Here is a 13,472-nt window from a genome sequence, read left to right as displayed (position 1 = left end):
GCAGACAGCCCCGAAGCCTTACTTCCGATGAACGAAAATGCCCGTTCCTCCCCCTTGTATAGGGGAAGGAACGGGCATTTCTGTGTTTCAGAAGTGCTCAGGGGTTAGCGCACGATGGTGGTAATCATCTGCTGCTGCCCCAGATACGCCGCCAGGTCGCGAACCTCCTCCAGGGAGACCGCGCGGATCTTCTCCAGCAGCTCATCGGTGCTGGTGAACAGTCCAGAGTCCAGCTCGGCGCGGCCCAGGCGGGACATGCGCGAACCCGAATCCTCGCTACCGAGCACGGTGGAGCCGGCCAGCTGGCCGCGGACCTTCGTCAGCTCCTCCTCGGTAATACCGGCGGTGGCGAGCTTATCGAACTCGTAGCCCATGACCTCGCGCACCTGATCGGTCTTAGCGGGCAGGCAGCCGGCGTACATGCCGAAGTAGCCGGCATCCGAGTACGCACCGGAGAACGCGAACGTGCTGTAGGCGAGGCCGCGCTTCTCACGAATCTCCTGGAACAGGCGCGAGGACATGCCCGCACCGAATGCGCTGGTCAGCACGCTCATTGCGTAGCGGCGGTCGTCACCGGCGATAATGCTCGGGCAGCCCATCACAATGTTGGTCTGTTCGAAGCCTTTCTCCACCTCACGCAGCTCGCTCAGCGGAACAATGCCGCTGTCGGTGCGTACACGACGCGGTGCCGGTGCCACGCCCTCCTGTAGGTTCCAGCCGTAGCGGGTCAGCGCCTCCAGCACGAGGCGGACCATGGTACTGTGCTCCAGCGAACCGGCGGCAGAAATAACCAGGCGGTCCGGGGTGTAGTAGCGCTTGTAGTGCTCCCACACGGCGTCACGCGGCACCTCGGTAATCTCCTGCGGGGTACCGCCGATGGGGCGGCCCAGCGGGTTCTCACCCATGAGCTGCTCCACGAAGTTCTCGAAAGCAACGTCGGTCGGGTCGTCCTGGTCCATGGCGATCTCTTCAAGGATCACGCCGCGTTCCTGCTCCAGGTGAGCCGGGTCCAGCAGTGCGTTGGTGACCATATCGGTGATGACGTCCACCGCCATGGGTGCGTCATCGTCGAGCACACGCGCGTAGTAGCAGGTGTGCTCCTTAGCGGTCAGGGCGTTAGATTCGCCGCCTACCGCGTCGAAGGAGGATGCGATGTCCAGGGCGGTGCGGGTGCCGGTGCCCTTGAACAACAGGTGCTCCAGGAAGTGGGTGGAGCCAAGCATGCCGGGGGCTTCGTCACGGGAGCCGACTCCCACCCAGAACCCGATGGATACGCCGCGGGTACCGGGCATTTTTTCGGTAATCACGCGTACGCCACCGGGCAGGATGGAGCGGCGCACCTCGTTACCGCCTACACCCTCGTAGATGAGGCGGCCGTGCTCGTAGTTGAGCTCTTCGGCGATGGCCTCAAGCTCGACGGGCAGGGAAATAGACATTCAGCGTCCTTCGATATTTCGATTAGCTAATTTTTCGTTCAAGAAAGCGAGGCAACGCAAACAGCGGAACCCGTAGCTTCTGAGCACAGTACCCCATCAGGAGCGAGGCGAGGATTGCGAAGATCGTTCCTCCCACCAGGAACAGGGGTACCGAGAAGAAACCGGTCTTAATCAGTACGAAACGGAAAGCGGCACCGCACACAATGTGCGCGATAAAGATTTCCAGGGAGTGACGGCCTAGGTAGGCGAGCCAGCCGCTCCACGAAACCCGCGCCAGCAGGTAGGAGAGCGAGAGCACCGCCAGCGAGGACAGCAACGAAGCGACAATACCCATGGCAATTGCCGCCGGGTTATTCGCAAAGTAGGGCACCACAGTCGGCGGAGCAGCCTGTACATTCACCAAAATTACGGTGTATACAGCAAGACCTACTACCACAATGGCAGCGTGTACCGCCAGCGGTACGGACTCCATAATAGCTTGGAATCTCTCATGCCCAAGAGCCACGCCAAACATGAAGAAGACCGCAAGAGAGATACCTCCGGTACCTACATAATCGCCGCTATAGCCCCAGAAAACGATGGCAAGAACCGCGCACGCTGCCACAACAGCGTAGGCTTTGACATCCTTCTGCCAGACACGGCCCAGCACAGCAATAATGGTGACAATCATGAGCCAGGGGAAGAACCAGAGTTGCCCTTCAGGCTTCCACAGTTCGAGCAGGCTCATGACAGTCGTCTTATCGGAAGAATTAGACGGAAGCACAAGCTTCATGCCCACCTGCAGAACCTGCCAAATAACGTAGAGGTATCCGAAGAGGATCAGCCGCTTCGTCAGGTATGAGGAGGGGGTAGTCTTCGTTGCTCCTCGCGACACGAACAGGCCGCTCAGGAAGGCAAAAACTACCAGGTGCCAGAAGTAAACCCCGTAATCCAGCATGAACTTGTAGGGACGCAGGGCCTCGGTGCCCAACCCTGATGCCCACATTCCTCGATGAATATGACCAAAGACAATCGCGATAATTGCGAGGCCCTTGGCAACGTCAATCGTCGTATCTCGTCGAGTCGACAATTCCGATATTCCTTTCATAGCGAAAACAGCAGTCTGCATTCTGTTGTTCTCTATCCTCATAAAAAATGAGGGGCGCCCGGCACACCCGGCGGGGAGTGAACCGCACCGGGTGCGCCGAACGCCCCTCATCACTTAGCGGGGGTTACGACTACTCGTCGTCGCCACCCTCAACGACCGGTGCCAGCGAGAGCTTGCCGCGGTCATCAATCTTGGTGATCTCCACCTGGACCTTCTGGCCCACGGAGACAACGTCCTCAGCGTCAACAACGCGCTTGCCGCCGTTGAGCTTACGCATCTCGGAGATGTGCAGCAGGCCGTCCTTACCGGGGGTCAGGGAGATGAACGCACCGAAGTCGGTCACCTTCACCACGGTACCCAGGTAGCGTTCGCCAACCTCGGGAACCTGCGGGTTAGCGATAGCGTTCACTGCCGCACGGGCAGCCTCGGCGGAGGGGCCGTCAGCTGCGCCAATGTACACGGTGCCGTCGTCCTCAATGGAGATGTCTGCGCCGGTGTCTTCCTGGATCTGATTGATCATCTTACCCTTGGGGCCGATAACCTCACCAATCTTGGCAACCGGGATCTTCACGGAAATAATGCGCGGTGCGAACTCGCTCATCTCGTCCGGCGCGTCAATCGCGCTGACGAGCACCTCGAGGATGTGCAGGCGAGCCTCACGTGCCTGGGTCAGCGCGCCAGCGAGCACGGATGCGGGGATACCGTCGAGCTTGGTGTCCAGCTGGATAGCGGTCACGAACTCGGAGGTACCTGCCACCTTGAAGTCCATATCGCCCAGTGCGTCTTCCGCGCCGAGGATGTCGGTCAGAGCTGCGTAGCGGGTCTCGCCGTCAACTTCGTCAGAGACCAGGCCCATTGCAATACCTGCAACGGGTGCGCGCAGCGGCACACCGGCGTTCAGCAGGGACAGGGTCGATGCGCAGACCGAGCCCATGGAGGTCGAGCCGTTGGAGCCCAGGGCCTCAGAGACCTGACGGATTGCGTAGGGGAACTCTTCGCGGGAGGGCAGCACCGGGGTGATTGCGCGCTCTGCGAGTGCACCGTGGCCGATTTCGCGGCGCTTGGGCGAACCCACGCGGCCGGTCTCACCGGTGGAGTACGGAGGGAAGTTGTAGTGGTGGATGTAGCGCTTGGACTTGACCGGGTGCAGGGAGTCCAGCTGCTGCTCCATCTTGAGCATGTTCAGGGTGGTGATACCCATGATCTGGGTTTCGCCGCGCTCGAAGAGAGCGGAACCGTGAACGCGGGGCAGGATTTCAACCTCAGCGGTGAGCTGACGGATGTCGGTCAGGCCGCGGCCGTCAATACGGACCTGCTCGGTGAGGATACGCTGGCGAACCACGTGCTTGGTCAGGGCAGCGAATGCTACGGAGACCTCGTTGGAGCGCTCTTCGAATTCCTTACCTTCGCCGGTGAGAGCTTCCATGAGCTCTTCCTGCAGCTCGGATGCTGCTGCTTCGCGTTCCTGCTTGCCAGCGATGGAGTACACCTCTGCCAGGCGGTCTGCTGCGAATGCCTCAACTGCTGCGTCGACGTCTTCGCCGTGGCCGCCGAAGAAGGGCAGTTCCAGGGCGGGCTTGCCTGCGCGAGCCACCAGGTCAGCCTGTGCCTTGCACAGCGCTGCGATGAAGGGCTTAGCTGCTTCCAGACCCTCTGCGACGATCTCTTCGGTGGGGGCGGTCTGGCCGTCTTCCTTGATGAGCTTCCAGGAGTTGTCGGTTGCTTCTGCCTCAACCATCATGATGGCGACATCTTCGGTACCGTCAGCCTTGGTGACGATACGACCTGCAACAGCCATGTCGAACACAGCGTTTTCCAACTGGGAGTACTTGGGGAAGCAGACCCACTGGCCGTCGATCAGTGCCATGCGCACGCCACCGATGGGACCGTTGAACGGCGCACCGGACAGGGAGGTCGATGCGGATGCAGCGTTAATTGCGAAGGTGTTGTAGATTTCGTCCGGCTCGTAGGTCAGGACGGTCACAACAACCTGGACCTCGTTGCGGATGCCCTTGGTGAAGGCGGGGCGCAGCGGGCGGTCAATCAGGCGTGCAGCCAGGATTGCCTCGGTGCTGGGGCGGCCTTCGCGGCGGAAGTACGATGCGGGGATCTTGCCGCCTGCGTACATGCGCTCTTCCACGTCCACGGTCAGCGGGAAGAAGTCGAAGCCCTCGCGGGGAGACTTGCCGATTGCGGTTGCGGAGAGCAGGGTGGTCTCGTCATCGATGGTGACGAGGACGGAGCCAGCAGCCTGCTTTGCGAGGCGGCCGGTTTCAAAGCGCACGTGGCGCTTACCGTGAATGCCGTTGTCGATTTCGACTTCAGCAAACTTGATTTCGGGACCTTCCACGGTTCCTTCTTTCTTCTTGGCAGGCCGTACGGCGCACGAGTCGGCCTTCGATAGGAAACCACGGCACCTCTCCCCCGCCTTTTCGTATGCTCGACGTGTGTCGGCGAGGTTGCGGGGGTGGTGTTGTTCCGTAATTCGCTACCGAGGACCGCGGCGTGTGTGCCGGCACGGCCTTCTGTTCTTTCTTTCAGGTGGGGTGGCGTCTTCTACCGATTTCTCGCTGTGAATCTAGCGCTGGAATCTAGCCTTGGAATCTAGTGCTGGAATCTAGCGAGCGGAAGATGCGCCCCTCAACGCGGCAGTACGGACGCGCTGGCGCTACCGCCTCCGTGTTGGAGGGTTGGTAGTGCTGACAGCACGTCCGCACACACCGCCTAAAGGCGATTAATCACCACAAAAGCGTCAAGACGCTCCTGCTTTATCGGCGCAGACCCAGGCGCTCGATCAGCGAACGGTAACGCTCGATGTCGACGCTCTTCAGGTAGCCGAGCATGTTGCGGCGACGACCAACGAGGATCATCAGGCCACGACGGGAGTGGTGATCGTGCTTGTGGAACTTCAGGTGCTCGGTCAGGTCGGCGATACGACGAGACAGAACTGCAATCTGAACCTCGGGCGAACCGGTGTCGCCCTCGTGGGTTGCGTATTCCTTGATGATTGCCTGCTTGACAGCGGGATCCAGTGCCACTTTTAACTCCTAGAGTTAGTACCGCATACGTCCCGTACGGACGGTTGCCGCCGGGTGGTGGGCTTACGCCCTGTAATACACGTCGTCTACTGCGGACTGCAGACGCGTTCTTCCCATTCTACGCTACAGGGGCGCTTTCGTGGAAGGGTGAGCAGAAGCCCGGCGACAGGTAGCTCATCACACTACCGGTCGCCGGGCTTCACAGCTGGTTTCTCATACCGGGCTCTACGTTTATTCGGTGGGCTCTACGTTTATTCAGTGCTTATGCTTCACTGCGAGCGCGCACAACCACGAGGCGGTAGTAGCCCAGCAGGAACAGGCACCAGATTGCGCCCATCACCAGCGCCAGCTGGGTGTCGGCGAAGCAGCCGAAGAGCACCACGATAAAGATCATGAACGCCAACGCCAGGTAGCTCAGCCACAGGGGCTGGCGTACCGGCTGCGCCTCGGTATCGGCGCCGCTGCGCTTGAAGGCAATGTGCGCCAGCAGAATCATGACCCACACGAATACGGTCGCGAAGGTTGCCAGGGAGGCGACCACCTCGAACGCGTTCTCGAAGAGCACGTTCACAATCACGCCGACCGCCATGACCAGCACCATGATGAGGGTGGTCATCCAGGGCGCACCATTCTTCGTAACCTTCGCAAAGGAAGCCGGCGCCAGGTTCTGCTTCGCCAGGCCATACATCATGCGGCCGGCACCGTACACATCCGCGTTCAGCGCAGAGATGGCGGCGGTAATGATGACCACGTTCAGAATCGAAGCAGCCGCCGGAATGCCCAGACCCTCAAAAATCTGCACGAACGGCGAGTTCGCCTTCGTCACCGAGTACCAGGGGTACAGGGACATGATGACCGACAGGGTCAGAATGTAGAAGATGAGGATGCGGAACGGCACCGTGCGAATCGCCTTGGGAATCGAGGTGCGCGGGTCCTTCGCCTCACCGGCGGCAATACCGATGTTCTCGATACCACCGAAGGCAAACATCACCACGGTAAAGCAAGCGAGGAAGCCGGTAAATCCGTTCGCGAAGAAGCCGCCTTCAAGAGCCCAGAGGTTCGTGACGGAGGGTGCCACAGAGTCGTGCGCCTGCACACCCACGAAGAGCAGGGCGATACCGCCAACAATCATGGCGACAATGGCGCTGACCTTCACGAGCGTGAACCAGAATTCGGTCTCACCAAACGCCTTGACCTTCGCCAGGTTAATAGCGAGCAGAATCAGCAGAACCGAGACAATCCAAATCCAGGAGGGGCTGTTCGGGAACCAGAACTTCATGTACACGGCAAAGGCGGTGACGTCCGCAATGGCGACCAGCGCCATTTCCAGGGCGTAGGTCCAGCCGGTCACAAAACCCGCCCAGCGTCCGAGGTAGCGGGTCGCGTATTCGGAGAACGCGCCAGAGACCGGGTGCGCCAGGGCGAGTTCGCCCATTGCGCGCATCACCATGAACACTGCCGCGCCGCCAATAACGTAGGCAAGCAGCACGGAGGGGCCGGCCAGCTGAATGGCGGATGCAGAGCCGTAGAACAGGCCGGTGCCGATGGCGGAGCCGAGGGCGATGAACATGATGTGACGCAGGGAGAGTCCACGCGCTAGCTGCGGGCTCTCGGAGGCTACTGCTCCCTGCTGTACCGGGGATGAGTCCGGAGTGGTATTCATCTTCTTCTTTTCCTTTACCTCGTGGGGTGTACCCGCCGGTGGCGGGGAAACTTATCGGGTGGTGCCGCAGCTCAGCAGGCGGCTGAGAGCGGTACCGGTTGATTCACTCCCCATCGAGTGATGGGGCGTTGCGCGGAAGGTGTTGCCTTCGCGCGTCGCCCCATCGCATCCCCACCCAACCGGTACGGTGGGTGGGAATACAAAAGACGGCGGGAAGGCAACGTTGCCTTTCCGCCGTCTTTTCGTCAAAGACTACTTCTGTCGCTTACGTCCAATGACGATAGAGCACAGAGCGGTTGCAGCAGTCACGGTGTAGACTGCAGGCCACGCACCAAGCTTCTTGGCGAGCGGATGAGCGGCGCCAAACGCGCCGAGGTAGATAGCGGTGAGGAAGGTGGCACGGCCTGCGCCAGCCTTACGCTTCCAATTCTTGTAAGCCACGGCACCGCACAGTGCCAGGACAGCGCCACCGAGCGGGCGGATGCCGGTGCTAGATGCAACCTTGTAGCCACCGAGCAGACCGGTGACGGAGGCGAGAGTCGGGCAGAACTTCACGACGTACTCCTCTGTGAGATCGGATAGTTTCCACATTCATAGTACTCCACGACACACAGAATGTATATTCACCACGGTTAATATTTCTGCATTTCTTACGGACCGGGTACGTCAAAGTGCCTGATCATAAAAAGACTGGGGTACAAAAACCAGTACAAAAAGACCGGCATAAAAAGACCGGCATAAAAAGACCGGCATAAAGGGACCGGGGCGCAAAGACCGGGGCGCAAACCCGTCAGGTTCACGCCCCGGCACTTGCCGCATGCGAGTTCACTTCGTGCCGCATGCTCTAGAGCTTTAGCCTTAGAGCTTTAGAGAGCCAGCTCCAGCGCCTCCAGCTGCGCTTCGGTCCACAGCTCAGCAGCCAGCTGCAGAGCGTAACGAGCCGAACGAGGAGCCACCACGTCCACGGAGAGGTGGAAGTCCTGGTCAGCCTCCGGGCCGCACAGATCAGACACGCAACGCACTCCGATAAACGGAATCTCGTAGTTGTGGCAGACCTGCGCAATAGCGGTGGTCTCCATATCGGTGCTGATGGCGCCCTCGAACGCCTCGCGGGTGTCCTTCACATTGTGGGCGGTTACGAAGGAGTTACCCGCCAGCATCTGGCCGCGGCGCACCTCCCACACGCTCTCAGCCTGCTCACGCACCGGCTCCAGTGCGGCGAGCGCATGCTCCAGAGCGTCCTGCCACTCGTCCGCCTGACCGTCGTAGCTTTCGGGCATGCCCGGAACCTGGCCGCGCGCGTAACCGAACGCGGTCGCGTCTGCGTCAGTGTAGGTGTAGTTCTCGCCAATCAGCACGTCGCCCACGTTAATGCCGCGAGCCAAACCGCCGGCGGTACCTGCGCTAATAACGCCCAGGCAGTTCGAGGAGTAGCTGATTGCCTCGGTGACGGCGCTCGCCGCGTTCACCAGACCAATCTTGGAGCGAACCAGCAGCAGCGGAACCTGGTCCTCGCCCACCTGCAGGTAGCGCGGGTGGAATACTGCGGCGCCCTCGGTGAAGGACGGCTGCAGCTCCTCGGTGACCTTCAGGAAGGGTGCGAGCTCCTCATCCATAGCCACCTGAATGATGATGGCGTTAGACATGCCGTCCATCAGCTCAAACATGCTGTTGAACGCCTCAGCCGGGTCGAAAGCGTTCGGGTCAAAGTCCACCGGGTTGAAGGCGGATGCGAAAGCGTCAGGAATCTGTGCGCTCATTACGCCATCACCTGCGCCCACTCATCGCGTGCCGCGAGGAACTCGCGAGCCGCAGCCTGCGCACCTTCGAGGGTGTGGTTGGCACCCCAACCGCACTGCACCTCGTTAGCTGCCGGAACCTCGGTCGCGTTGAGGATGTCGTTGAGGGTTGCTTCCAGGATGGGGAAGAACTCCTCGGGCTCCAGGCCCAGGGTCAGCGCGTAGAAACCGGTCTGGCAGCCCATCGGGGAGAAGTCAATCAGGCGATCGGTGTGGTTGCGCATGTGCTCGGCGCTCAGGTGCTCGATGGAGTGCACGGTCGGCATTTCCAGGTGCGCGGTGTTCGGCTGGGTGAAGCGGATATCGTACTTGATGAGGGTGTCGCCACCGGGCAGGACCTTGCGGTCTGCGATACGCACGTAGGGTGCTGCTACGGCGCGGTGGTCGAGGTTGAAGGATTCGACGTTCATTTTTTCCATGACTCTATCTTCTCTTAAAACGAGGACGACTAAAACAGGGGTGCCTCACGGGAGGCGCAGGACGTTTCGTCGGAAGGCGCAGGAGGTCAGGTGCGAAGAAGGTGCCCGCTTTTGCACATCCGGTCGGGTACGCAAAAGCCCCGGCGGCAGATCCGAAAATCTTACCGTCGGGGCTTCAAAGACGTTAAAAGCAAAAGCTATGAGCGCAGGATATTGCTCTTAGAAGTGGGGATGCTTCACTTCCGCCTGCACCGGGCACTCCGGCGGGCAGTAGTTCTTCGCGTCCTCAGCCAGCACCTCGCGGGTCTGCACCACATCATCGTTAATCTGCTCAATCAGCGCCTCAGCACCGGTGTACGCCACCATGGGGCGCAGACGTTTCACGAATTCAATCAGCACACGCTGACCGTACAGGTTGAAATCCTCCACACGCTCTTCCGGGCGGTCAATCACGTGCGCCTCAACCTGGCGGTGCTCAATACCGTCAAAGGTCGGGTTCGTACCCACCGAAATAGCGGAGGGGTGACGGTTACCGGATTCGTCCACGAGCCAGCCGGCGTACACACCGTCGGCGGGAATCAGACCGCGCGCCTCAAGCTCAAGGTTCGCGGTCGGGAAGCCCAACTCGCGGCCGCGCGCCAGACCGTGCACGACCTCACCAGCCATCATGTGGTGGCGGCCCAGCAGCTCGGTTGCGGCGGGCATATCGCCCTCCAGCAGCAGCTGGCGGATGCGGGTCGAGGAGCAGCGGGTGTTCTCATCCACCATCAGATCCTCAACGACAACCACCTCAAAGCCGTACTTCTCCCCCAGCTCACGCATGGTGTTCAGGTCGCCGGAGTTGTTCTTGCCAAAGCGCACGTCGTCACCGATGACCACGAAACGCGCGTTCAGCGCATCCACAAAGGTGGACTTCACGAACTCCTCGGGGGTCTGCGCAGCGAACTCCAGGTTATAGTTCAGCAGCAGGTAGTCGTTCAGACCCAGCAGGCACATGAAGTAGCGGCGCGAACCCTGACCCATAATGTCGTGGTGGGCCGCCTCGGGACGGTGCACCTGCATCGGGTGCGGGTCAAAAGAGACCGCGATAGAGCTCAAACCGTGCTCTTCAGCAAGGGAGACCACGCGCGAAATCACGCGGGCATGTCCACGGTGCACGCCGTCAAAATTGCCGATGGTCACGACCGAGGGGCCGTAGCCGGCGGGGACCTCGCTCAAAGCGGTGTAGAGGGTCACGGGCTCTCCTGAAAAAGATAAATGTACCTAACCATCCTAGACCACAGGCGGCAGGATGCAGAATTCAAAACGGGAATCAACAGGGAATGGAACGGCGCCCCTCGCAGGCGGTGCCTTCTCCCCTACCTTTGCGGATGCGGCGGGGTATCTGGCACGCAACTGTGCAGCCTCCGCACCTGGAAAATCCATGCGCAGCACCCGCCCAGAAGAAAGCCCGGGCAGGCACCCCACCGTGCGGCAGGAACCTTCCCGGGCGTTACGACTACTTACGAGCCTGGTTACGAGAAGCCTTCAGCATCTCCTCGCGAATCTTATTGGACTTGTTAATCCAGCCGTACCACACCAGCAGGCACGGAGGAATCACAAGCTCAGTCACCATCAGCACAATCAGCGACCAGTGCGGGGTGCCGAAGAACGCCCACGACAGGATACGACCCACACCACCCAGGAAAACCACCAGGCAGGAGAACGCAAGCATGTTCACCCACTTGAACTTCACGGCAATGAACACGAAGGACAGGCCCACACCCACATAGGTTGCCGCGAAGAACACGTAGTTCGACTGCACCGAGGGGTTCGCAAAATCTGCAGGCGCATCCGGAATGACGCGGATACCGCCCAGAACCTGCCACACACCGTACGCAATCATGAACAGACCGTACAGCGCCACAGCCGCACGGAACGCCGCACGGTTCTGAGGCTTAGCCGCCTCCTCAATGCTCTTGGGGCGGGCAAACGCCTCGCGGGTTGCCTTCTTCTCAGCCTTCTTATCTGCCTTCTGCGACGCCTTATCGCCGGACGCCGGTGCGGCTACGCGAACACCCTCGGGTGCCTTCGCCGCAGAAATAGGCTCAGCAGGCTTAGCGGCACCCGCCTTTGCGGCAGTTTCAGCCTGTGCAGACTCCACGCGGGGTACCGGCGCGGTACGAGGCTCACTCGCCTTCTTAGCAGAGCTCTGGTTCTCGCTCATCTTCTCTCCTTCAGCAGGGCCAGGCGGCACCCGCACGAGTAGTCATGTGTGTTCAGGGGTTGTACACGTTAGCGTGTTGAATGAATAGGGCGCACATTCGGTAGGGCGCACGTTCGATAGGTGCTGAATCAATCAGGATTGAAGGATTCAGTTTTGGGCAAATCAGCTTTGGGTAGGCGCAAACACCGAACCCTCTTCGCCCATCATAAGCCCTCAACGCCTAGTTGAAGGAACGATTCGCCTCAAAAACCAGCACCGGGGCGGCTTGCACCTTCCCGCGCTGCTTCTTATTCTCCAGGAGGGCAACCAGGGTACCGTCCGGAGCGAAGCCCGCCACAATACCCTCAACGCTGGCATGCTGCACCGCGCCGGACTCATCCGCGCTCGCGTGCACGGAACGCTTCACCACGGAACCGTCACCGCTGGGGCTAATACGACGACCGTAAGAAATATCGCTCGCCTCCGCGGCAGAGAGCTCACGCGCACCAAAGATGCGGCGTGCCGCCTCCTCCAGGGGAAGCAGCGGCAAATCTTCCAGCGGTGCTTCCGACTCTTCACGGCGCTGCTTCAACTGCGCCAAATCGGCGGCATCCTCAAGCACCACCGCGCCCACACGGGTACGGCGAAGAGCCGTCAGGTGGCCACCGGTGCCCAGAATCTTGCCCAAATCACGCGCAAGGGCACGAATATAGGTGCCCGAAGAACACGAAACCGTCACATCACAGTCAATCACGGGAACCGAGGTTGCCGCGTGCTCGCCCTCGTTCTCGGGGTCCTCAATCACGTACTCGGCAAAACCAGGGTTGATGGAATGCACCGTGAACTCGCTAATCGTCACCGGACGCGCCGCCAACTCAACCTGCTCACCGCTACGCACACGCGCATACGAACGAACACCGTTGATCTTAATAGCGGACACCGCAGAAGGAACCTGCAGAATATCGCCACTGAGCTGCGCCACAGCCTCCAGGATGCGCGCACGCATCTGCTCAGCGTCCAAACCGGTCAGCGCCTCAACGGCATCCGGATGCGCGGCAGTGTGCTCACCCTCGGCGTCCTCAGTCAGCGTCTCAATGCCCAGACGAATCGTCGCGTCATAGGTTTTATCCTGACCGACCAGGTAGGTCAGCAGCTTCGTCGCCTTATTGATGCCCAAAATCAGCACGCCGGTCGCGGCGGGATCCAGCGTACCGGCGTGACCAACCCGCCGGGTGCCAGCAATACGACGCATCTGAGAGACCGCGTCGTGGCTGCTCACCCCGGCGGGCTTATCAATGACCATCAGGCCGGACGGGCCCTGAGGTTGCTTCTTCGCCACTTAGGCGTCCTCACCCTCGGCAGGCTCATCCTTCTTGTAGGGGTCAGCCTCACCAGCGTACTCGGCACCCTCAGCTGCAGCAGCCAGGGCGGCGTCGCGCTCGCGAGTCTCACGCAGAAGCGCCTCAATGTGGAAGGCGTTCTCGGGAACCTCGTCAGCGACGAAAGTCAGGGTGGGGGTCAGGCGGGCAGTGATGTTCTTACCCACCTCGGCGCGCAGAATACCCTTAGCGGATTCCAGCGCCTTCTTGGTGTTTGCGGCGTCCTCTTCGGAGCCGAACACGGTGTAGTACAGGGTTGCGTGCTGCAGGTCGTTGGTCACGCGGGCATCGGTAATAGTCACAAAACCGAGGCGGGGGTCCTTAACACGACGCTCCAGCGCCTTCGCCACAATTACCTTGATGCGGTCGGCAAGTCGTGCCGCGCGGGCTGCATCAGCCATGTGTTTCTCCTTGAAATGTCGTGGTGCTTCCGCGAACACTCGGGGTGCTGCGGAGGCGTTCCAGG

Annotated in this window: 12 protein-coding genes; all 12 read right to left on the bottom strand. The window is 60.6% G+C overall.

The window, feature by feature from the left end:
- Positions 1-104: 104 nt before the first annotated feature.
- A complete protein-coding gene (locus HMPREF2999_RS05250; protein ID WP_070674084.1) occupies positions 105-1,436 on the bottom strand; it encodes a M16 family metallopeptidase in 1,332 nt (443 codons plus the stop codon).
- 22 nt (positions 1,437-1,458) lie between these two features.
- Positions 1,459-2,505, bottom strand: coding sequence for an acyltransferase family protein (locus HMPREF2999_RS05245; protein ID WP_168165995.1), 1,047 nt, complete (start codon positions 2,503-2,505; stop codon positions 1,459-1,461).
- A 148-nt stretch (positions 2,506-2,653) separates the two neighbouring features.
- Positions 2,654-4,873, bottom strand: coding sequence for a polyribonucleotide nucleotidyltransferase (locus tag HMPREF2999_RS05240; RefSeq protein ID WP_005507099.1), 2,220 nt, complete (start codon positions 4,871-4,873; stop codon positions 2,654-2,656).
- A 418-nt stretch (positions 4,874-5,291) separates the two neighbouring features.
- Positions 5,292-5,561, bottom strand: coding sequence for a 30S ribosomal protein S15 (gene rpsO / locus HMPREF2999_RS05235; protein WP_005507098.1), 270 nt, complete (start codon positions 5,559-5,561; stop codon positions 5,292-5,294).
- Positions 5,562-5,823: 262 nt separating this feature from the next.
- Positions 5,824-7,224: an amino acid permease gene (locus tag HMPREF2999_RS05230; protein ID WP_070674088.1), complete on the bottom strand. Its 1,401-nt coding sequence runs from the start codon at positions 7,222-7,224 to the stop codon at positions 5,824-5,826.
- A gap of 252 nt (positions 7,225-7,476) precedes the next feature.
- Positions 7,477-7,815 carry a hypothetical protein gene (locus HMPREF2999_RS05225; protein ID WP_044142243.1) on the bottom strand — a complete coding sequence of 113 codons (339 nt, stop codon included), beginning with the start codon at positions 7,813-7,815 and terminating at the stop codon, positions 7,477-7,479.
- A gap of 275 nt (positions 7,816-8,090) precedes the next feature.
- Positions 8,091-8,984 carry a 5'-methylthioadenosine/S-adenosylhomocysteine nucleosidase gene (gene mtnN / locus HMPREF2999_RS05220; RefSeq protein WP_049341700.1) on the bottom strand — a complete coding sequence of 298 codons (894 nt, stop codon included), beginning with the start codon at positions 8,982-8,984 and terminating at the stop codon, positions 8,091-8,093.
- Positions 8,984-9,442 carry an S-ribosylhomocysteine lyase gene (locus HMPREF2999_RS05215; protein ID WP_005507094.1) on the bottom strand — a complete coding sequence of 153 codons (459 nt, stop codon included), beginning with the start codon at positions 9,440-9,442 and terminating at the stop codon, positions 8,984-8,986. The genes mtnN and HMPREF2999_RS05215 overlap by 1 nt, the downstream gene beginning before the upstream one ends.
- Before the next feature lie 219 nt (positions 9,443-9,661).
- Positions 9,662-10,678: a bifunctional riboflavin kinase/FAD synthetase gene (locus HMPREF2999_RS05210; RefSeq protein WP_070674090.1), complete on the bottom strand. Its 1,017-nt coding sequence runs from the start codon at positions 10,676-10,678 to the stop codon at positions 9,662-9,664.
- A 262-nt stretch (positions 10,679-10,940) separates the two neighbouring features.
- Positions 10,941-11,648, bottom strand: a complete 708-nt coding sequence (locus HMPREF2999_RS05205) for a DUF4345 domain-containing protein (protein ID WP_070674092.1) — start codon at positions 11,646-11,648, stop codon at positions 10,941-10,943.
- A gap of 220 nt (positions 11,649-11,868) precedes the next feature.
- Positions 11,869-12,966 carry a tRNA pseudouridine(55) synthase TruB gene (gene truB, locus HMPREF2999_RS05200; protein ID WP_070674094.1) on the bottom strand — a complete coding sequence of 366 codons (1,098 nt, stop codon included), beginning with the start codon at positions 12,964-12,966 and terminating at the stop codon, positions 11,869-11,871.
- Positions 12,967-13,407, bottom strand: coding sequence for a 30S ribosome-binding factor RbfA (gene rbfA, locus HMPREF2999_RS05195; RefSeq protein WP_005507090.1), 441 nt, complete (start codon positions 13,405-13,407; stop codon positions 12,967-12,969).
- Between the last annotated feature and the right edge of the window lie 65 nt (positions 13,408-13,472).

It is taken from the genome of Rothia sp. HMSC066H02 (genome assembly GCF_001814995.1).
Taxonomy (GTDB): domain Bacteria; phylum Actinomycetota; class Actinomycetes; order Actinomycetales; family Micrococcaceae; genus Rothia; species Rothia mucilaginosa.
The sequence above is the reverse complement of the archived record's forward strand: the minus strand, read 5'-3'. Positions and strand labels throughout refer to the sequence as shown.

Bases quoted from the DNA above. Each gene is read 5' to 3' on its own strand.
- HMPREF2999_RS05250 (WP_070674084.1), bottom strand. From the start codon at position 1,436: ATGTCTATTTCCCTGCCCGTCGAGCTTGAGGCCATCGCCGAAGAGCTC.
- HMPREF2999_RS05230 (WP_070674088.1), bottom strand. From the start codon at position 7,224: ATGAATACCACTCCGGACTCATCCCCGGTACAGCAGGGAGCAGTAGCC.
- HMPREF2999_RS05225 (WP_044142243.1), bottom strand. From the start codon at position 7,815: ATGTGGAAACTATCCGATCTCACAGAGGAGTACGTCGTGAAGTTCTGC.
- mtnN (WP_049341700.1), bottom strand. From the start codon at position 8,984: ATGAGCGCACAGATTCCTGACGCTTTCGCATCCGCCTTCAACCCGGTG.
- HMPREF2999_RS05215 (WP_005507094.1), bottom strand. From the start codon at position 9,442: ATGGAAAAAATGAACGTCGAATCCTTCAACCTCGACCACCGCGCCGTA.
- HMPREF2999_RS05205 (WP_070674092.1), bottom strand. From the start codon at position 11,648: ATGAGCGAGAACCAGAGCTCTGCTAAGAAGGCGAGTGAGCCTCGTACC.
- rbfA (WP_005507090.1), bottom strand. From the start codon at position 13,407: ATGGCTGATGCAGCCCGCGCGGCACGACTTGCCGACCGCATCAAGGTA.